This is a genomic window from Aromatoleum sp., assembly GCF_035254505.1.
Lineage (GTDB): Bacteria > Pseudomonadota > Gammaproteobacteria > Burkholderiales > Rhodocyclaceae > Aromatoleum.
Genome location: NZ_DATFAO010000079.1, coordinates 19,377 through 38,651, shown reverse-complemented (window position 1 = coordinate 38,651; position 19,275 = coordinate 19,377). Strand labels below are relative to the sequence as shown.

General features: G+C 65.8%; 15 protein-coding genes. 10 read left to right on the top strand and 5 right to left on the bottom strand.

Features of this window, described 5'->3' with window-relative positions; translation table 11 throughout:
* Nucleotides 1–14: 14 nt before the first annotated feature.
* The 6 genes from VJ673_RS15975 to VJ673_RS15950 are packed head-to-tail and all read left to right on the top strand — an operon-like array spanning nucleotide 15 to nucleotide 8,577.
* Nucleotides 15–596, top strand: coding sequence for a response regulator (locus VJ673_RS15975; protein ID WP_324127133.1), 582 nt, complete (start codon nucleotides 15–17; stop codon nucleotides 594–596).
* Nucleotides 596–1,249 (top strand): GTP-binding protein, encoded by a 654-nt coding sequence (locus VJ673_RS15970; RefSeq protein WP_324127131.1) that lies wholly within the window; start codon nucleotides 596–598, stop codon nucleotides 1,247–1,249. The genes VJ673_RS15975 and VJ673_RS15970 overlap by 1 nt, the downstream gene beginning before the upstream one ends.
* Nucleotides 1,246–2,433, top strand: coding sequence for a sensor histidine kinase (locus tag VJ673_RS15965; protein WP_324127130.1), 1,188 nt, complete (start codon nucleotides 1,246–1,248; stop codon nucleotides 2,431–2,433). Before VJ673_RS15970 ends, VJ673_RS15965 begins: the two co-directional genes overlap by 4 nt.
* A gap of 6 nt (nucleotides 2,434–2,439) precedes the next feature.
* The gene (locus tag VJ673_RS15960; RefSeq protein ID WP_324127129.1) at nucleotides 2,440–4,677 is read left to right on the top strand and encodes an ATPase, T2SS/T4P/T4SS family; all 2,238 of its coding nucleotides are present in this window, start codon (nucleotides 2,440–2,442) and stop codon (nucleotides 4,675–4,677) included.
* Between the two features lie 12 nt (nucleotides 4,678–4,689).
* Nucleotides 4,690–5,586, top strand: a complete 897-nt coding sequence (locus VJ673_RS15955) for an ATP-binding protein (RefSeq protein WP_324127128.1) — start codon at nucleotides 4,690–4,692, stop codon at nucleotides 5,584–5,586.
* Between the two features lie 33 nt (nucleotides 5,587–5,619).
* Entirely contained in the window at nucleotides 5,620–8,577 is a 2,958-nt protein-coding gene (locus VJ673_RS15950; RefSeq protein WP_324127127.1) for an EAL domain-containing protein, read from the top strand.
* A 9-nt stretch (nucleotides 8,578–8,586) separates the two neighbouring features.
* On the opposite strand, the gene VJ673_RS15945 is transcribed toward VJ673_RS15950, so the two are convergent.
* From VJ673_RS15945 to aliA, 3 genes are all read right to left on the bottom strand, one after another.
* Nucleotides 8,587–10,662, bottom strand: a complete 2,076-nt coding sequence (locus tag VJ673_RS15945; RefSeq protein ID WP_324127126.1) for an ATP-binding protein — start codon at nucleotides 10,660–10,662, stop codon at nucleotides 8,587–8,589.
* 157 nt (nucleotides 10,663–10,819) lie between these two features.
* A complete protein-coding gene (locus VJ673_RS15940) occupies nucleotides 10,820–11,602 on the bottom strand; it encodes an enoyl-CoA hydratase (RefSeq protein ID WP_324127125.1) in 783 nt (260 codons plus the stop codon).
* Nucleotides 11,603–11,616: 14 nt separating this feature from the next.
* On the bottom strand, nucleotides 11,617–13,245 hold the full coding sequence (aliA, locus tag VJ673_RS15935; RefSeq protein WP_324127124.1) for a cyclohexanecarboxylate-CoA ligase: 1,629 nt from the start codon (nucleotides 13,243–13,245) through the stop codon (nucleotides 11,617–11,619).
* Between the two features lie 344 nt (nucleotides 13,246–13,589).
* On the opposite strand from aliA, the gene aliB reads away from it, so the two are divergent.
* Nucleotides 13,590–14,738 carry a cyclohexanecarboxyl-CoA dehydrogenase gene (aliB, locus tag VJ673_RS15930; protein WP_324127123.1) on the top strand — a complete coding sequence of 383 codons (1,149 nt, stop codon included), beginning with the start codon at nucleotides 13,590–13,592 and terminating at the stop codon, nucleotides 14,736–14,738.
* Here the strand turns inward: aliB and VJ673_RS15925 are convergent.
* Nucleotides 14,735–15,214 (bottom strand): MarR family winged helix-turn-helix transcriptional regulator, encoded by a 480-nt coding sequence (locus tag VJ673_RS15925; protein WP_324127122.1) that lies wholly within the window; start codon nucleotides 15,212–15,214, stop codon nucleotides 14,735–14,737. The two genes, aliB and VJ673_RS15925, sit on opposite strands and share 4 nt — an antisense overlap.
* A 101-nt stretch (nucleotides 15,215–15,315) precedes the next feature.
* Between VJ673_RS15925 and badH the strand changes: the two genes are divergently transcribed.
* The 3 genes from badH to VJ673_RS15910 all read left to right on the top strand — a co-directional run bounded on the left by badH (nucleotide 15,316) and on the right by VJ673_RS15910 (nucleotide 18,142).
* On the top strand, nucleotides 15,316–16,083 hold the full coding sequence (badH, locus tag VJ673_RS15920) for a 2-hydroxycyclohexanecarboxyl-CoA dehydrogenase (RefSeq protein ID WP_324127121.1): 768 nt from the start codon (nucleotides 15,316–15,318) through the stop codon (nucleotides 16,081–16,083).
* Between the two features lie 33 nt (nucleotides 16,084–16,116).
* Nucleotides 16,117–16,899 carry a 2-ketocyclohexanecarboxyl-CoA hydrolase gene (gene badI, locus VJ673_RS15915; RefSeq protein ID WP_324127120.1) on the top strand — a complete coding sequence of 261 codons (783 nt, stop codon included), beginning with the start codon at nucleotides 16,117–16,119 and terminating at the stop codon, nucleotides 16,897–16,899.
* Between the two features lie 88 nt (nucleotides 16,900–16,987).
* A complete protein-coding gene (locus VJ673_RS15910; RefSeq protein ID WP_324127119.1) occupies nucleotides 16,988–18,142 on the top strand; it encodes an acyl-CoA dehydrogenase family protein in 1,155 nt (384 codons plus the stop codon).
* 265 nt (nucleotides 18,143–18,407) lie between these two features.
* Here VJ673_RS15910 and VJ673_RS15905 read toward each other — a convergent pair whose 3' ends face one another.
* Nucleotides 18,408–19,022, bottom strand: a complete 615-nt coding sequence (locus VJ673_RS15905; RefSeq protein WP_324127118.1) for a phenylacetic acid degradation protein PaaY — start codon at nucleotides 19,020–19,022, stop codon at nucleotides 18,408–18,410.
* Between the last annotated feature and the right edge of the window lie 253 nt (nucleotides 19,023–19,275).

Below are 19,275 nucleotides of genomic sequence, written 5' to 3'. Positions count from 1 at the left end.
AACGCGGGAGGCGTATGAACCGCATACTGATCGTCGACGACGAAGAATCCATCCTGAAGGCATTGCGCCGCCTGCTGACCCTCACACCGTGCAAGGTCGGCGACAAGATCTACAAGTTCACCGTCGACAGTTTCGCGTCGCCCGAGGCCGCGCTGGAGAAGGCGCGCCACACCCCCTACGACCTGGTGCTCTCCGACTACCGCATGCCGCGCATGGACGGCGTCGCCTTCCTCAAGGCTTTCCGCGAGCTGCAGCCGGAGTGCGCGCGCCTGATCCTGTCGGGCTACGCCGACCTCAATGGCCTGATCGGTGCGATCAACGAGGCGGGCATCAGCCGCTTCCTGTCCAAGCCGTGGAACGACTACGAGTTGCTGGCGGCGATCGGGCAGGCGCTCGCGCTGCGTGAGCTCACGATGGAGAATCAGCGGCTCGCTGACCTCGCCCGGCTGTCGATGGGGCAGGTGTCCCCGGAGGAGATCGAGCGCAAGCGGCTGGAAGCCGAGGAGCCGGGCATCACGAGCGTGATCTGGGGGCCGGATGGTTCCGTGATGATCGATGAATCGCTGCTCGACGACGGTGACCAGGGGAAGCTCTGATGCCCGAGTTGGAGCGCGATGCAAATCGGCTCACCTTCAAGCTCGTCTACTACGGGCCAGCGCAGGGCGGGAAGACGACGAACCTGATGTGTCTGCACGACGTCGCGGACGCGCAGATGAAAGGGGAGCTGATGACCCTCGAAACGCAGCACGACCGCACCCTGTTCTTCGACCTCTTGCCGCTCGGCTTTCGTGCGGCGTCGGGTCTGACGATCCGCTTCCGGCTCTTCACCGTGCCGGGTCAGGTCGCGCATGACGGGACGCGCAAGGCGGTGCTGTCGCGCGCCGACGGCATCGTGTTCGTCGCCGACTCCCAGCGCCCGCAGGCGACCAACAACGGCGAGTCCTTCCAGAACCTCGCCGAGAACGTGGGGCGTGTCGGACTGGACTTGGAGCGCTTGCCGCTGGTCGTGCAGTTCAACAAGCGTGACTTGCCGGACATCCTGTCCGAGGACGAGATCCGCCAGCGCTATGCCGGGGCGCCGTGGCCGCTCTTCTTTGCGACGGCGACCGCAGGCAGCGGCGTGCGCGAGACCTTTTCCGCACTGCTGCACGGGGTGTGGCAACGCTACGCGGAGGAGCTGGATCTCGCGGGCGAGCATGGCCTGACCGAGGAGCGCTTCGTCACCGCAGCCGGAGGGCTGCCGTCATGAGCGAAGCCAGCGGTTTCGATCGCGACTTCTCCCTCGGCGAGCTCTTGGGGCCGCGTGACGCCGACGAGCTGTGCCGTGCCTTGAGCAATCAGCTCGACTGTCCCGTCGCGCTGCTGGATGAAACGGGAGCGCCCTTCGGTGCCGTCGTCCCTTCGCCCGACGCCGAGCGCGCGCCGCTGATCCTCGAACTGGAGCCGGTCGGCTACCTCGCCGCCGCTTGCGATCCGGCGAAGCTGAAGGAAGCGGCGCGTCTCGTGCGCTGGGGGCTGGTGTCGCGCGCTCGCGTGCGTATGGTGTCGGACCTGCACCTCGAGGCGGTGCGGGCGGACTACGCCAAGCTGCAGCAGCAGAACGAGGCGCTGAAGACCTCCGAGGCGAAGTATCGGGAACTCGCGGCGACGCTGGACGCCCAGGTGAAGGAGCAGATCAAGATCATCGACGAGCGCCAGCGCCAGCTCTACCAAGCCGAGCGTCTCGCGTCGATCGGCCAGTTGGCGGCTGGCGTCGCCCACGAGATCAATAATCCGCTCGGCTTCATCAGCAGCAACCTGTCGTCGGCCGAGCGCTACCTCGCCGGCCTCGCGGACTTGCGCGACGTGATCCCCGCCCAGGCGTGGAAGGCGCGCGACCTGGATTTCGTGTTCGAGGATTTCGGTGAGCTGCTGCACGACTCGCGCGGCGGCATCGAACGCATCGCACGCATCGTGCGGGACCTGAAGGGCTTTTCGAGCGTCGATCAGCCCGAGGAGCAGATGGTCGACCTCAACCAGCAGCTCGAATCGTTGCTGGTGGTGATCGAGGGGCAGAAGCCGCCCGAGGTCACGGTGATCCCGGACCTGCAGCCCGTGCCGCGCCTGCTCTGCCTGCCCGGACACCTCAACCAGGCCTTCTTCAACATTCTGCAGAACGCGCTGCAGGCGGTGGCTCGCGGCGGCGAGGTGGCGGTACGTACGCGCAGCGTGGGCGATGCGATCACGGTGGAGATCGCGGACACCGGACCGGGCATCCCGCCGGATGTCCAGCAGCGCGTCTTCGATCCCTTCTTCACGACGCGCGAGGTGGGCAGCGGCACGGGCCTGGGCCTGACTGTCGCGCGCGACATCGTTCTCGCGCATGGCGGCTCGGTGTCGCTGATCTGCCCGCCGCATGGCGGGACGTCCGTGACCATCCGGCTTCCCGTCTGAGTCGCCATGACCAATTACGCCGCCTACTTCACCGGACAGGGCGCGCCCGCCGCGGAAACCGCGGCGCCGGCGCCGGCCCGGTATCGGCTGCTGATCGTCGACGACGAGCCGTCGATCCTGAAGGCGCTGACGCGCACTTTCCGCTCGGAAGCCTACGAGGTGGTGACCGCCGGCAACGGCAACGAGGCGCTGGCCCGCATGCGCGAGGCGAGCGCGCACGTCATCATCAGCGATTACATGATGCCCGGCATGAGCGGCGCGGAGTTGCTCAAGCAGGTCAAGGCGCTGTATCCGGACACCATCCGCATCATGCTCACCGGCCACGCGGATACGGGCGCGGTGATGGGCGCGATCAACGAGGGGGCGGTCTACAAGTTCATCCTCAAGCCGTGGAACGACGACGATCTGCGCGTCACGGTGTCGCTCGCGCTGGAGCAGTTCGACCTCGTCCAGAAGAACCGCGCGCTGAGCCAGGAGAACGCGAAGAAGTCGAAGGAAATCTCGGCGCTGTCGCGGCTCGCGGTGTCGAACCGCAGCCAGCTCGGGATGATGCTGCACAAGAAGAACCTGATCACCGGCAACCAGTTGCAGGAGCTCACGCGGCTGCAGGGCATCCACAAGGAGCCGATGGTCAAGCTGCTGCTCGAGCGCGGTTGGGTCACGGAGAAGCCGCTGCGCAAGATCCTGCGCGACGAGATGCTGGTCGAGGAGGTTTCGCTCGGCGAGTTCCGCGTCGATCAGGCGGTCGCCGAACTCATTCCGCGCAGCTTCTGCGAGCGGCAGCTGGTGATCCCGCTGAAGCTCGAAGGCCGGCGCCTGATGCTGGCGGTGGCGGACCCGATGGACGCCGGCCTGATCGACGACGTGCGCTTCACGGCGGGCCTCGACCTCAAGGTCGTGATGGCCGACATCGAGGGGATCCGCGCGAAGATCAAGGAGGTGTACGGCGACCGCGAAGGCGTCGACTTCTCCGAGCTGCAGACGATGGCCGGCAACCCGGACCCCTACGAGGGGATCGAGATCGTCATCGAGGACGAGGACACCGTCCCGCTCGACGAGCTGCTGGCGTCGACCAACGAGCCGCCGGCGATTCGCCTCGCCAACGCGATCATCCTGGAGGCGATGCGGCTCGGCGCGTCCGACATCCACATCCAGCCGCGCACGAAGAACGTCGTCGTGCGCCTGCGCATCGACGGCGTGCTGCAGGACAAGATCCAGATCCCGCACGCGCTGCACAGTCCGCTCGTATCGCGTCTGAAGATCATGGCCGAGCTCGACATCTCCGAGCGCCGCCGTCCGCAGGACGGGCGCCTCACGGTGAAATCGCCGATGCGTATCGTCGACCTGCGCATCTCGACGCTGCCGACGATCAATGGCGAAAAGGTCGTCATGCGCATCCTCGACCGCAACTCGGCGGTGCTGAGCCTCGCCGGGCTCGGCTTCGGCGAGAGCGGGCTCGCCAAGGTGCGCGTGATGGTCGACAAGCCGCAAGGGCTGCTGCTCGCGACCGGCCCGACCGGCAGCGGCAAGACGACGACGCTGTATTCGCTGCTGCAGGCCAATGCCACGCCCGCCAAGAACTACATCACCATCGAGGACCCGGTCGAGTACTACCTCGACAGCGCCGGCCAGGTGCTCGTGAAGGAGAAGATCGGCCTGACCTTCCCGGCGGTGCTGCGCTCGATCCTGCGCCAGGACCCGGACGTGCTGCTGATCGGCGAGATCCGCGACTTCGACACGGCCGAGGTCGCCTTCCATGCGGCGCTGACCGGGCATCAGGTGCTGTCGACGCTGCATACCAATTCGGCGATGGCGACTGTGGCGCGTCTGCTCGACCTCGGCATGAAGCCCTTCATCATCGCGAGCGCGCTCGAAGGCGTGATCGCGCAGCGTCTGGTGCGGCGCATCTGCCGCCATTGCAGGCAGGAGATCGCGCCCGATCCGGCGCAGGCCGCGCGCCTCGGACCCCGCTTTCGCAACGCGCCGCCGGCCGGGTTCATCGGTGCGGGCTGCGCCGAATGTGACGGCACGGGCTACCGCGGGCGTCTCGGCCTGTACGAAATCCTGCTGCCGGACGAATTGCTGCGCGACCTGATCGCGCGCGGCGCCAGCATGAAGGAACTCCTCGCCCACGCCCGATCCTCCGGCTACGAATCGCTGTGGGACGACGCGTGGGCGAAGGTGACGCGAGGCGACACGACCGTGGCCGAGGTGCTGCGCGTGCTCGGCCCGGAACCGGAATAGGAGAAAGGGAGAATGGACGCACGGACCCCTCAACCGGTCATCGGAGGCGGCGAGGCCGGCGACGAAACGCAACAGCTGCGCGAACGCCTGGAGCAGGCGGAAAGCCGTCTCCTGCAGCTGGAAAAGATGGCCGCCGTCGGGCAGATCGCTGCCGGTGTCGCGCACGAGATCAACAATCCGGTGGGCTTCATCAGCTCGAACCTCGGATCGCTGAAAACCTACATGGAACGGGTCTTCGCTGTGATCGCCGCCTACGAGAAGATGGAAGCGGCGCTGCCGCCGGAACATCCGACGCGCGTCGAAATGGCCGACGTGCGCGCGGAGGTCGAGTTCGATTACCTGCGGCAGGACATCCCGGACCTCCTGACCGAGTCGCTCGATGGACTCGCGCGCGTGAAGGAGATCATCAACGATCTGAAGGATTTTTCGCGCGTCGATGACGGGCAGCGCCAGGAGGCCGACCTGCATCGCGGACTGGAAAGCACGCTCAACGTGATCCGCAACGAGATCAAGTACAAGGCCGAGGTGATCCGCGAGTTCGGCGATCTGCCGCTCGTCAATTGCGTGCCGGCGCAGATCAATCAGGTATTCATGAACCTGCTGTCGAACGCCGCGCAGGCCATCGAGACGATGGGACGGATCACGCTGCGGACCGGGGCCGACGAGGACTGGGCCTGGGTCGAAGTGAGCGACACCGGTAAGGGTATTCCGCCCGAGGTCCAGGCAAGGATCTTCGAACCCTTCTTCACGACCAAGCCGGTGGGCAAGGGCACCGGGCTCGGACTGTCGATTTCACGGGACATCGTCGAGCGGCATGGGGGCAAGCTGGAGGTGTCGAGCACGGTCGGGCAGGGGGCGACTTTCCGAATGGTCCTGCCGGTCGCCGGACTGCCGGAAAAAGGCGGCTAGTCGCCGCCACATCATAAGAACAAGGTAAAAACCATGACCGACGGTCCCACCCGTTCCCGCGATACGGCCAGTGGCGGAGCTTCCCCGATCCTGCGCGTGCTCTGTCTCGAGGACAACCCGACGGATGTGGACCTCGTGCGAGGTGCGCTGGAGCGACACTTGCCGGGGCTGCGGCTCGACATCGTGGGGACGGTCGCCGAGGCCCGGGCCCGCCTTGCGGGGAAGGCGCCGGATTACGACATCGTCCTTGCCGATCTGTGGCTGCCCGACGGCAGCGGCTTCGACGTGCTCGCGGACGTCCGCGACCGCGGCCTGCCCCTGTCCGTAGTCGTGCTGACCGCGTCCGCAGACCAGACGACAGCGCTTGCCGCCCTCGAGGCCGGCGCCGACGATTACATGCCCAAGCGCCTCGGTTACGGGGAGCGCCTGCCGCTGGTCCTCGAAAAGGTGCACCAGCAGATGCTGCTGGAGCGCGAACGCGCGCGTGAGCATGAGTTGGGCGAGCGACTCAAGCACGTGCTGGCGGCCAGCCCGGCGGTGGTCTATGCGCTGCGCGTCGAGGATGGGCGCTTCGTGCCGACGTGGGCGAGCGAGAACGTCACGGTGCTGCTCGGATACGAGATGGAGGAATGCCTGCAGCCGGACTGGTGGCTGTCGCACCTGCATCCCGACGACCGCGAACGCGTGTTTGCGCAGGCGCCGCGTCTGTTTGCCGAGGGGCAGACGGTGACGGAGTACCGTTTTTTCGACAAATCCGGCGGCGTGAGATGGATTCGCGACCACCTTCGGCTGATCGGCGCGGGCAAGGGCGAGGCGGCGGCGACCGTCGTCGGCTCGTGGAACGACATCACCGGGGAGCGCGAGGCGCAGGAGCGCCTGAGACTGTATGCGGTCGCGCTCGAAAGCAGCCGCGAGGCGGTCTTCATCACCGACCTCACGCCACGCATCCTGGCCGTCAATCCGGCCTTCACGCGCCTGACCGGCTACAGCGAGGCTGAAGCGCTCGGGCAGAATCCGAATATCCTGCGTTCCGGGCGCCAGGACCCTACCTTCTTCCGCGCGATGTGGGAGAACATCAAGGCCGTCGGTTTCTGGGAAGGGGAAGTGTGGAACCGGCGCAAGGACGGGGAAGTCTTCCCACAGTGGCTTTCGATCCATACGGTGCGTGACGAGGCAGGAAATCCGACGCATTACGTCGCGCTCGCGAGCGACCTGTCGCAGCTCAAGCACAGCGAGGAAAAGCTGCGCCATCTCGCGCATTTCGACCTGCTCACGGATCTGCCCAACCGCGTGCTGCTCGAAGTGCGCCTCGAGCATGCGCTGGAGCGCGCGCGCCGGCACGGGCAGGGGCACGGCGTCGCCGTGATGGTGTTCGATCTGGATCGATTCAAGACCATCAACGACAGCCTCGGCCACGCTGCCGGCGATAGCGTGCTGCAGGCGGTGGCCGAGCGGCTGCGCGGACGCCTGCGTAGCGAAGACACGCTCGCGCGCCTCGTGGGAGACCAGTTCGTCATCGTGATGGAGGGGCTGGCGGATTTTCGCGACGCCGAACGCATGGCGCGCGAGCTGCAGGGGCTGCTCGATGCGCCGTTCAGCCTCCCCGGGGCGCGGGAGGCTTACGTAACATCGAGCATCGGTATCAGCGTCTGCCCGGAAGACGGCGACACGGCGCAGGTGTTGCTCGACAAGGCCAACACTGCGGCGCATCGCGCGAAGGAGCTGGGCGGCGGACAGCTGAGCTACTACACCGGCGAGCTCAACAGCCAGGCGCTGAGCACGCTGGAGATGGAAGTGGCCTTGCGCCGCGCGCTCGAACGCGGGGAGTTCGTGCTGTACTACCAGCCCAAGGTCGACCTCGTCAGCGGCCGCATCAGCGGCGCCGAAGCGCTGATCCGCTGGCAGCGCCCGGGGCAGGGACTGGTGCCGCCGCTGCAGTTCATCCCGCTCGCCGAGCGCTCGGGGCTGATCGTGCCGATCGGGGCGTGGGTCGTCGAAGAGGCTTGCCGGCAGTTGCGGGCCTGGACCGACGCGGGGATGCTGTACGTGAATGTCGCGGTCAACGTGTCGGCCAGGCAGTTCCGCAGCGGCGACCTGGAAGGGACGGTCGAGGCGGCGCTCAAGCGCCATGAAGTGGAACCTCGACGCCTGATGCTGGAGCTCACCGAGAGCATCCTGATGGAGCGCCCGGAGGAGACCGTGCAGCGCCTGGTCGCCTTGAAGCGCCTCGGCGTGCGGCTGTCACTCGACGACTTCGGCACCGGCTATTCGAGCCTCGGCTACCTCAGCCGCTTCCCCATCGACCAGCTGAAGATCGACCGCTCCTTCGTCACGGACATCGTGTCGGATCCGAGTTCGGCCATCATCGCGACGTCGGTGATCGGGCTCGCACACCGCATGGGCATCGAGGTCGTTGCCGAAGGGGTCGAAACCGAGCCTCAACTGGGCTACCTGCGGAAGAACCGCTGCGACAAGATGCAGGGCTACCTGTTCAGCAAACCGGTGCCGGCCGAGGAGTTCTGCAACCAGTTGCGCCAGGACAAGGCCCTGCCCGGACTCGCCCAATTGCCGGCTGCGCGCACGCTGCTGGTCGTCGACGACGAGCCGAACATCCTGTCGGCGATCCGGCGGCTGCTGCGCGGCGAAGGCTACCGCGTGGTGACTGCCGGCAGCGCGCGAGAGGCCCTGGAAATCCTAGCGAGTCAGCCGGTGCAAGTGATCCTCTCCGACCAGCGCATGCCGGAAATGAACGGCACGGAATTCCTCTCACGCGTGAAGGTGCTGCACCCGGAGACGGTGCGGATCGTGCTGTCCGGCTATACCGAGCTCGAGTCCATCATGCAGGCGGTCAATAGCGGCGCGCTGTACAAGTTCCTGACCAAGCCGTGGGACGACGAGACGCTGCGCGGGCATTTGCGCGACGCGTTCAGCTACTACGAGGCGGTCGTGCAGCCGAAGGCGAACGGGGCGACAGGGATGCCCGCGGCCTGAAGGGTGACCTTACTGGATCGTTTCGCCGCGGGGCCGAACGGCGTGCGGTTCGTTCGTCAGCGGGAGCCACAGACGGATCGCGGTTCCCTGCCCGGGGGCACTATCGACCTCGAAACGACCGCCGTGTGCCCGCGCTACGCTGTAGGCAACCGATAGCCCCAGGCCGGTGCCTTGTCCGACCGGACGCGTGGTGTAGAAGGGGTCGAACATCCGTGCGCGCACGTCCGGCGCCATGCCGCAGCCGTCGTCCTGCACCTCGATGCAGACTTCGTCCTCGGCGTGCGAAGTCCGGATCGTGATCGTGCCCTTGTCCCCGATTGCATGCGTGGCATTGAGCAGGAGGTTCATCAGCACCTGGTTGAGCTGCGCGGCATTGCCGCGGACGCGCGGCAGCGGCGCCTCGTCGCGCATGATGGTCGCCTTGCCCTGGAGAGTGGGGGCCAGGACGCGCAGCGTGGTGTCGATGGCGTGATGGATGTCGACCTCGTTCCAGTCGTCGAGCGAGTCGACGCGCGAAAATTCGCGCAGGTCCGCAACGATGCGGATGACACGTTGCAGGCCGTCGCGGGTTTCCTCGATCAGCGCCTGAGCGTCCCCGCGCACGAAATCGATATCCGCCTCGTCGTGCAGGCGCTGGACGACCGATTGCGTCTGCATGTCGGCGCTATCCTCGAGTAGCGCTTCGTAACGCGCGACGAGCTTCAGCAGATCCTCGGTGTAGTTCGCGAGGACCGCGAAATTGGAGCTCACGAAGCCGATCGGATTGTTGATCTCGTGGGCCACGCCGGCGGCGAGCGCGCCGAGGCCGACGAGCTTCTCGGCCTGCACGAGTTGCGTCTGCGTGTCGGCGAGGCGGGCGTTGGTTTCCCGCAGCTGGGCGATCGTTTCACGCAGCAGGCTCTCCTGCTCGCGGCGTTTTGTGACGTCGCGGAACACCACGACGGCACCGACCGACTGGTCGCTATCGACGAGGGGGGCCGCCGTGTATTCGACCGGAAAACTCTCGCCGTTGCGACGGAAGAACACTTCGTCGTCGCGATGGATGATCCGCCCCTGCCGGCGGGCGCGGGCGATCGCACAATCGGCGATCGGGTAAGGGCTGCCGTCGGCGTGGTGATGATGCAGCAGATTGTGGGAGGGGCGCCCGAGGATGTCGATCTCCTCATACCCGAGCATCGCGAGCGCGGCCGGGTTCATGAAGATGATCTCTCCGCGCACGTCGACCCCGTAGATGCCCTCGGCCGCCGATTCGAGGATCGCCTGCTGGCGGTGGCTGAGGCGATCGATCGCGGCTCGGTCGTCTGCCATCTGCGCGACGGTGCGGTTGATGGCCGTAGCGATCCGCGCCATCTCCGTTTCACCTTCGCTATAGGGAACGGTCACGGTCTGGTTGCCGCTGGCGATGGCTTCGAGGGTCTCCTCCACGTCGACGATGCGCTGCATGATGTAGCGGCCGAGACGGATCGAAAAGACGCCGAGAAAGAGCAGGCCGCCGATCAGCAGCGAGCCGACGACGACGCGTGTCTTGAGGATCGAGCGGTCGAGCCCGGTGATTGCGGCGCGGGCGTGGCGCTCCTGGAATTCCTGCAGCGAGCGCAGGTTGAAGAGGAGGGCCTGCTCCAGTTGATACCAGTCGGAGTCCACGAGTTGTGTCAGCTGCACCGGGTCGTAGATGCGGTATGCGGTTTCGGTCGCGTCGAGGAAACGCCGCAGCGCCGGCAGCGCATCCTCGATGTCCGCGATCAGCTCGTCCTCGCCGGGGTCGCGGAGCCAATTGCGGTGGTCGTTTCGGAAGCGGACCCAGGCATCCTCCAGCACGACGCGTTGCTTTCGCAACAGCTCCAAGGCCCCGAGCGGCGACGCCTGCGTGAGCAGGACGGACTGCATCCGGACATGGATCGACTGGAGCTGGGATTCCATTTCGCGCAGATCCGCCGCGGGCGCCATCTCGTCGCGGAAGATATGTTCGAGCGCCCGGTCGGTCTCGCGCTGCGACCAGACAAAGGCGAGCGCAAGACACAGCATCACCGCGCCGATGAAGAGCGCCTGAAGACCAAGACGCCTACGGATGCTGTATCTGCTCACTGTCGGATCGCCGCTTAACGATGCCGAATGATAAGCGATCCCTGATCTTCTACGCTATGACTAAAAGCATAGATTGCGCACTTCGCGGCAGCCGACGGCGTCTAGGTCGATGGCATGCGGTGCCGTGCCGCAGCTACCCGCCGAATTGACAATGTACTTAGCGGTGGCGGAATGCGGGCTTGCGCTTTTCTGTGAAGGCCGCCATCCCTTCCTTCTGGTCGTCGAGCGCGAACGATGCATGCAGCGTGCGGCGCTCGAAGAGCAGCCCTTCGCCGAGCGGGGCCTCGAAGGCGCGATTGACGGCTTCCTTCATCATCATCAGCGCCGGTAGCGAGTAGCCGGAGATCAGCTTCGCGGTCGCGAGCGCTTCCTCGAGCAGTTGCTCCGCCGGAAAGGTGCGCGACACGAGGCCGGCGCGCTCGGCTTCGGCCGCATCGATCATGCGCCCCGTGAGGCACATCTCCATCGCCTTCGCCTTGCCGACGGCGCGCGGCAGACGCTGGGTGCCGCCGCAGCCGGGGACCGTGGCGAGCTTGATCTCGGGCAGTGCGAAGCGGGCGTCGGTCGATGCATAGACGATGTCGCACATCATCGCGAGCTCGCAGCCGCCGCCGAGCGCGAGGCCGGACACTGCGGCGATCACGGGCTTGCGGAAGCTTTTCAGGTGCTCCCAGTTGCGGGTGATGAAGTCCGTCTTGTAGACGTCCATGTAGTTCCACGTCTTCATCGCTGCGATGTCGGCGCCGGCGGCGAAGGCCTTGTCGTTGCCGGTGATGACGACGCAGGCGATGCCGTCGTCGCCGGAGAAGGCGTCGAGCGCGGCGCCCAGGGCGTCCATCACTTCGTCATTGAGGGCGTTGAAGACCTGCGGGCGGTTGAGGCGGATCAGGCCGACGCGGTCGTGGGTCTCGGTCAGGATGACCTTGGTGGTGGTGTTCATGCGGACTCCGTCGTTTATGCGGTCTGGCCGAATTGCCGCGCCATCTCGCGCAGCCGGAATTTCTGCACCTTGCCGCTCGGCGTCGCGGGCAGGGCTTCGATGAGTTCGAGCCGTTCGGGCCAGTACTGGCGGGCGACCTTGCGGTCTTCGAAGAAGGTGCGCAGGTCGTCGAGTGTGAGCGTCGTGCCGGGCTTGACCGACACGAAGGCGCAGGCGCGTTCGCCGAGTCGCGCGTCGGGGTAGCCGACCACCGCGCAGCTCATCACCGAAGGGTGCTGGTAGAGGAGGTTCTCGATCTCCATCACCGGGATGTTCTCGCCGCCGCGGATCACGATGTCCTTGGCGCGGCCGTTGATGCGCATGTAGCCCTCGTCGTCGACGAAGGCGAGGTCGCCGGTGTCGAACCAGCCGTCGTCGGAGGTGGCGTTGAGGTGGGGGCGCTTGAGGTAGCCGGCGAAAAGCGAGGCGCCGCGGATGCGCAGCGAACCGGTTTCGCCCGGCGGCACTTCGGCACCGGCGGCGTCGATGATCTTCAGCTGCATGCCGGTGAGTGGCCGGCCGTCGGAGATGCCGGATTTTTCGAGTGCGCGTGCCGGTTCGGTCACGGTGACGGCGCCGCATTCGGTCATGCCCCAGGCCGAGCTGATCGTGAGGCCCATCATGCGGTGGGCGCGTTCGATCAGCACCGGTGGGATCGGCGCGCCGGCGCAGTTGAACTTGGTGAAGATCGGCGAGGTGGCTTCACCGTTTTCGACCGCGAGGCACAGGTCGGCGACGAAGGCGGACGAGGCCATGCTGAAGGTGACGCCTTCGCGGCGGATGATGTCGAGCGCGCGTTTTGCGTCCCAGACGTCCATCAGCACGGTCGTCGAATTCAGGATCAGCGGGATCATCGCGAGATAGCCGTAGCCGGTGAGGTGGGCCATCGGCGAGGCGCCGAGCACGATGTCGGCGCTCGTGAGCTTCATCGTCTCGATGTAGGCGTGCAGGTTCGAAAACAGCGTGTTCGAGGTGTGCATCACGCCTTTGGGCTCGCCAGTCGTGCCCGAGGTGTACATCAGGAGCAGCACGTCGTCGGGGGCGATTCCGGGCCCTTGCAGCGGCGGCGCGTCGTCGCGCAGCAGCGCGCGATCGAAACCGTCCTCGCCGTCGCCGCCGACGACGACCAGGCGCTTGAGATGAGGCAGCGCGGGCAGCATCTCGCGCGCCATCGCCTCATAGTCGAAGCCGCGGAAGCTCTTCGGGACCACGAAGACCTTCGACTCGCCGAAGTTCAGCATGAAGCCGAGTTCGTGCTGGCGGAACATCGGCATCACGGGGTTCGCGGCCGCGCCGAGGCGGGCGCAGGCGAGCGACAGCGCGATGAATTCCCAGGAGTTCGGCAGCTGGAAGGTCACGACGTCGCCGCGGCCGACGCCTATCGCGGCGAGATTGCGCGCGATCAGCCCGGCGCGGCGGTCGAGCTCCCGGTAGCTGAGCCGCAGTGGCTCGGCGACATCCTTCCGGTAATCGACGATGGCCGTCTTGTCGGGGCAGCGCGCGAGGGCCTGCTCGACGAAACGGTTGATCGTCTGGTCACGCCACAGCCCGGCGATCTTCATCGGTGCCATGCGCGACGCGAGCAGTACGGGATCGAAGTTCATTGATTTCTCCTGAAAAACCGCGGCGGCTGGGAGGGTTTAGGCTCGCCGGACGCGCGTGTCTCGCTCCTTGGGTGGGGAATCTGGTCGGGGTTGTGGGGGGGGGCGCTGCAACAAAGCCCTGCGTCGTTATTGGTAAATATATTGTCTGAAAATGCGGAGGTCAATACGACCCGGTGTTGCTGTACTGCGCCGCGGATAGGCAAATAAACGCCTGAATAGCCGTTAAATGCGCCGCTTTAAACACATCCTGCCGAAACGCCCACATGGGAATATATAGCAATATATTGACAAATTATCCGAGCGCTTCCTAGAATGCATCCATGGCAAACGGAGGAGGTGCAGCGATGGATTTCAGTCTCAGTCCCGAGCAGTCGGCGCTCGTCGAAACAGCCGAAAAGTTCGCAAGGAATCGCCTGGCGCCGGGCTATCAGGCGCGTGAGAAGGCCGAGCGCATCGAGCGCGAAGTGATCCGCGAGATGGGCGAGATGGGGTTGCTCGGTCCGGAGTTGTCCGAGGAGCACGGCGGGCTCGGCGTCGATTGCGTCACGAGCGGCCTGCTGCTGGAGCAGATCTCGTACGGCGACTTCAACGTCTCCTACGTGAATCTGCTGACCTCGCTGTGCGGCCAGATCGTGGCGAACTACGCGCGGCCCGACATCGCCAAGGAATGGCTCGGGCAGGTGATCGCCGGGCGCAAGACGATCGCGATCGCGCTGACCGAGCCGAGCGCAGGGTCGGACGCGGCGCGGCTTAAGCTCAAGGCGACGCGCGACGGCAAGGACTTCGTGCTCAACGGCGAGAAGACCTCGATCTCGATGGCGACCCAGTCCGACGTCGCGGTGGTGTTCGCTCGCACCGGCACGGACGCCGACCGCGCCCGCGGCATCAGTGCCTTCCTCGTGCCGATGGATCTGCCGGGCATCACGCGCACGGCTTTCGACGACATCGGCACGCGCCCGGTCGGCCGCGGGTCGATCTTCTTCGACGACGTGCGCCTACCGGCCGAGATGATGCTCGGCGACGAGGGCCAGGGCTTCGTGCAGGTGATGCAGGGCTTCGACTACAGCCGGGCGCTGATCGGCATCCAGTGCATGGGGGTGGTACGCGCCTCGCTGGACGAGACCTGGCGCTACGTGCAGGAACGCGAGGCCTTCGGCAAGCCGATCGCCGACTTCCAGGGCGTGACCTTCCCGCTCGCGGAGGCCGAGACGATGTACGAGGCCTGCCGGGCGTTATGCCTGAAGACGCTGTGGCTGAAGGATCAGGGACTGGAACACACCGCGGAGGCGGCGATGTGCAAGTGGTGGGCACCGAAGGTGGCGTGCGAAATCATCCACCAGTGCCTGCTCACGCATGGCCACGGCGGCTATGCGAGCGACTACGCCTTCGGTCAGCGCTATCGCGACGTCATGGGTCTGCAGATCGGCGACGGCACCGCGAACATCATGAAGATGATCATCGGGCGCGAGAAGCTCGCGACCCACGCGATCTAGCGGTTCTGGTGCTTCGCCATGTTGCGCTGCAGGAGGCTCACGTAATGGATGAACTGCAGGCGGTCGTCGAACGAGAAGCCTTTCAGCGCGCCGTCGTAGAAGTCGTGGATCGGCTTGGCGAGTGCGACCCAGAGCTCTTCGCCCTTGGCGCTGAGCTTCACCTTGCGCGAGCGGCGGTCTTCGGTGCTGGTCGCGCGCTCGATCAGGCCGTCGCGTTCGAGGCGGGTCAGCAGGCCCGACAGGTTCTGGCGGCTCACGAGCAGGTAGCGGGTCAGCTCGCCGACGCTCATGCCGTCCTTGACCTGCGGGCGCGACAGCGCACCGAGCACGGACCACTGCTGCGTCGTCACGCCGAATTCGTCGAGGGCTTGCGTGCCCTTGGTGTGCAGCGTGTTGGCGGCCTGGAAGAAGCGGAAGAACAGGCGGTTGGCGATCTCGATGGAGGCAGCGTCCTGATCGTCGGGAAGGTCGGTCATCGAGGCGTGGGAGCGGTTGAAAGGGGTCTCATTGAATCCCAAAGCACGGCCTGAACGCAATGGGCCAGCAATTTGATGTCATCCAACAGGAGGAAAACAGCATGAGAGGAATCAACGGAAAGGTCGTCATCGTCACCGGTGGCGCGGGCGGAATCGGCTCGTCGATCTGCCGCCGCTTCGGCGAGGAAGGCGCGGTGGTCGCGGTGCTCGACATCAATCGCGAGGCTGCGGCGGCGGTCGCCAGCGAGATCGAGGCGAAGGGCGGCAAGGCGCGCGCCTACGCGATGGATCTCACGAGCCAGGATTCGGTGGTCACGGCAGTGACGGCGGTCGAGGCGGAGCTCGGCCCGGTGGATGTGCTCGTCAATAACGCGGGCTGGGACAAGGTCGGCAACTTCCTCGATACCGACAAGCCGCTGTGGGACAAGATCGTCGCGATCAACCTCTATGGCGCGCTCTACATGCACCACGCGGTCGTCAAGGGGATGCGCGAGCGCGGCCGCGGGCGTGTGGTCAACATCGCGTCCGACGCCGGCCGCGGCGGCTCCTCCGGCGAGGCGGTGTATTCGTTCTGCAAGGGCGGCCTGATCGCCTTCTCGAAGACGCTCGCCCGTGAGGTCGCGCGCCAGCAGATCAGCGTCAACGTCGTCTGCCCCGGCCCGACCGACACGCCGCTGCTCGACGACATCTGCGGCGAAGGAGAGCGCGGCGAGAAGCTGCGCCAGGCCTTTACGCGCGCCGTGCCTTTCGGTCGCCTCGGCCAGCCGGACGACCTGCCGGGCGCGATCGTGTTCCTGTCGAGCGACGACGCGGCGTTCATCACTGGGCAGGTGGTCAGTGTGTCGGGCGGCCTGACGATGGCCGGCTAACGACGAATTCAAAGACATCGAGGACGAAAAATCATGGAATACCAGGACATTCTCTACACCAAGGCCGACGGCATCGCGACCATCACGATCAACCGCCCGGCGCAGTACAACGCCTTCCGCGCTCAGACTTGCGAGGAAATGATTCACGCGCTGAAGGACGCCGACTTCGATCGGAAGATCGGCGTGGTCGTGCTGACCGGCGCGGGCGACAAGGCCTTCTGCACCGGCGGTGACCAGGGCACGCAAGACGGCGGCTATGGCGGCCGCGGCGTGATCGGGCTGCCGATCGAGGAAGTGCAGAGCGCGATCCGCGATATCGCGAAGCCGGTGATCGCCCGCGTGAATGGCTACGCGATTGGCGGCGGCAACGTGCTCGTGACGATCTGCGACTTGGCGATCGCGTCCGACAAGGCTCAGCTCGGCCAGGCCGGTCCGCGCGTGGGCTCGGTCGATCCGGGATTCGGCACAGCGCTGCTGGCACGTGTCGTCGGCGAGAAGAAGGCGCGCGAGATCTGGTACTTGTGTCGCCGCTACACCGCGCAGGAAGCGCTGGCGATGGGGCTCGTGAATGCGGTCGTGCCGCACGACCAGCTCGATGCCGAAGTGAAGAAGTGGTGCGACGAGATCGTCGAGAAGAGCCCGACCGCGATCGCGCTGGCGAAGAAGTCGTTCAACGTCGACACGGAAATGATCCGCGGCATGGGCGGGCTCGCGATGCACGCGCTTAAGCTCTATTACGAGACGGCCGAGTCGGCCGAAGGCGGCAACGCGTTCCGCGAGAAGCGCAAGCCCGAGTTCCGCAAGCACCAGAAGTAAGCGTCTTCGGCGGCGCTGCCCGATATCGGGCAGCGCGCGCCGGACATCCAAGAGCATAAGCACCCGCAACACCGGAGGGGGAAACGACATGATCCGAGATCAGGAGACACTCAATATTCTTCTCGACACGATCTCGCGCTTCGTACGCGAGCGCCTCGTGCCGCAGGAGGCGCTCGTCGCCGAGACCGACCAGATCCCGCAGGCGCTGGTCGACGAGATGAAGGAGCTGGGCCTCTTCGGCCTGTCGATTCCCGAAGAATTCGGCGGCATGGGGCTGACGATGGAGGAGGAGGTCCTCGCGACCTTCGAGATCGGCCAGACCTCGCCGTGCTTCCGTTCGCTCTTTGCGACCAACAACGGCATCGGCGCCCAGGGCATCGTCATCGACGGGACCGACCAGCAGAAGCGCGACTACCTGCCGCGCCTCGCGTCCGGCGAGATCATCGGCTCCTTCGCGCTGACCGAACCGGACGCCGGTTCCGACGCGGGCAGCCTGCGCACGACGGCGCGCCGCGACGGCGACCACTATGTGTTGAACGGCACCAAGCGCTACATCACCAACGCACCCGAAGCGGGCATCTTCACGGTGATGGCGCGCACCAATTCCAACGAGAGGGGCGCATACGGCATTTCGGCCTTCATCGTCGAGAAGGGCACGCCGGGCCTATCGCTCGGCCACATCGACAAGAAGATGGGGCAGAAGGGCGCCCATACCTGCGATGTGATCTTCGAGGACTGCCGCATTCCGGCGTCGAACCTGATCGGCGGCAAGGAAGAGGTCGGCTTCAAGACCGCGATGAAGGTGCTCGACAAGGGCCGCATCAACATCGCCGCGATCTGCGTCGGCGTCTCCGAACGCATGCTGGCGGATGCGCTGCGCTACGCGATGGAGCGTAAGCAGTTCGGCAAGCCGATCGCCGAGTTCCAGCTCATCCAGGCGATGCTCGCCGACAGCCGCGCCGAGATCTACGCCGCGCGCAGCATGGTCGTGGATGCGGCACGGAAGCGCGATGAGGGGCGCGATGTGGGCACCGAGGCCGCGTGCGCGAAGCTCTTCGCATCGGAGATGTGCTGCCGCGTCGCCGACCGCGCGGTGCAGATCTTCGGCGGCGCCGGGTATCTCGCCGAATACGGCATCGAGCGCTTCTACCGCGACGTGCGCCTGTTCCGCATCTTCGAGGGCACGAGCCAGATCCAGCAGCTCGTGATCGCGCGCAACATGATCCGGGACGCCGGCGAATGAACGGCCGGGCGCGTGATCCGGCACCGGAGCGCGGCGCGCAGGCGGCGGTGTCGGCCGGCGCGATCCTGCGGCGCCGGACGCGCCCGAAAACCGGCGTGTCCCCGAGCGTGCACGGCTCACCGAATACTTGAACGTCCCTTCGTCTTCTTCTGCGGGCCCGGACAGCGCAATGCGCTGAACGGACTGGCCGCCGGCGCGGCACCTCCTTTTTCCCTCGTCCGCCGGTGTTTTTAACGGCCCGGTGCAAGCGCACCGGGCCGTCTTTCTAGCCCCGCTGCTTCTGCTCGCTCAGCGGCACGATCTGCGGCATCACGATGCGCTTGCGATCCGCTTCGACGGCGGCGAGCGCGTGGGTCTCGACCATCGTCTCGAGGCAGCGTACCGCGAGGTTCTGGTAGATGCCCGTGCCCTGGACCTTCCACGCCATCTCCTGCTCGGTCAGCGCCCGCACGACTTTCGCCGGCACGCCGGCAACGAGCGAGTTCGACGGCACGACCATTCCCGCCTTGACGAAACTGCACGCGGCGACGAAGGAGTTCTCGCCGATCACCGCGTTGTCCATGACCACCGCGTTCATGCCGACCAGCGCGTTGCGCTCGATCGTGCAGCAGTGCAGCACCGCGCCGTGGCCGATATGGCCGTTCTCATGTACGACCGTATCGTGCTCGGGGAAGCTGTGGATCACGCAGGTGTCCTGCACATTGACGCCCGCTTCGAGGATCAATCGCCCGAAATCGCCGCGCAGGCTCGCGCAGGGGCCGACGTAGCAGCCGGGGCCGACGATAACGTCACCGATCAGCACGGCCGTTGGATGGATGTAGGCGGTCGGGTGGACGACCGGCACGACGCCGTCGATGGCAAATACGCGGGGTGGGTTCATGGCGATCTCCGTTGCAATCAATTGCAGCGCAAAAGATTTGATTTGGAACAAATTCCGCGTATGCTGTCACGCATGCGGCCGCGGCGCGCCGGATCTTTTGCGCCTTAATTGGTAATAGTATTGATATAAATTGGCGCGTCAAGCCGGTCCGTCGCAGATAGGCGAAGTGTAAAGGCCAGGGCAGTATGGAAGCGACAGCTGCGTGGTTCTTGGCTATATAGGTAAATATATTGACCTAAATAGGGAGGCCTTG

Excerpts from the sequence above, each read along its gene's own strand:
- VJ673_RS15975 (WP_324127133.1), top strand. The coding sequence starts at position 15 with ATGAACCGCATACTGATCGTCGACGACGAAGAATCCATCCTGAAGGCA.
- VJ673_RS15970 (WP_324127131.1), top strand. The coding sequence starts at position 596 with ATGCCCGAGTTGGAGCGCGATGCAAATCGGCTCACCTTCAAGCTCGTC.
- VJ673_RS15965 (WP_324127130.1), top strand. The coding sequence starts at position 1,246 with ATGAGCGAAGCCAGCGGTTTCGATCGCGACTTCTCCCTCGGCGAGCTC.
- VJ673_RS15960 (WP_324127129.1), top strand. The coding sequence starts at position 2,440 with ATGACCAATTACGCCGCCTACTTCACCGGACAGGGCGCGCCCGCCGCG.
- VJ673_RS15955 (WP_324127128.1), top strand. The coding sequence starts at position 4,690 with ATGGACGCACGGACCCCTCAACCGGTCATCGGAGGCGGCGAGGCCGGC.
- VJ673_RS15950 (WP_324127127.1), top strand. The coding sequence starts at position 5,620 with ATGACCGACGGTCCCACCCGTTCCCGCGATACGGCCAGTGGCGGAGCT.
- VJ673_RS15940 (WP_324127125.1), bottom strand. The coding sequence starts at position 11,602 with ATGAACACCACCACCAAGGTCATCCTGACCGAGACCCACGACCGCGTC.
- aliA (WP_324127124.1), bottom strand. The coding sequence starts at position 13,245 with ATGAACTTCGATCCCGTACTGCTCGCGTCGCGCATGGCACCGATGAAG.
- aliB (WP_324127123.1), top strand. The coding sequence starts at position 13,590 with ATGGATTTCAGTCTCAGTCCCGAGCAGTCGGCGCTCGTCGAAACAGCC.
- VJ673_RS15925 (WP_324127122.1), bottom strand. The coding sequence starts at position 15,214 with ATGACCGACCTTCCCGACGATCAGGACGCTGCCTCCATCGAGATCGCC.
- badH (WP_324127121.1), top strand. The coding sequence starts at position 15,316 with ATGAGAGGAATCAACGGAAAGGTCGTCATCGTCACCGGTGGCGCGGGC.
- badI (WP_324127120.1), top strand. The coding sequence starts at position 16,117 with ATGGAATACCAGGACATTCTCTACACCAAGGCCGACGGCATCGCGACC.
- VJ673_RS15910 (WP_324127119.1), top strand. The coding sequence starts at position 16,988 with ATGATCCGAGATCAGGAGACACTCAATATTCTTCTCGACACGATCTCG.
- VJ673_RS15905 (WP_324127118.1), bottom strand. The coding sequence starts at position 19,022 with ATGAACCCACCCCGCGTATTTGCCATCGACGGCGTCGTGCCGGTCGTC.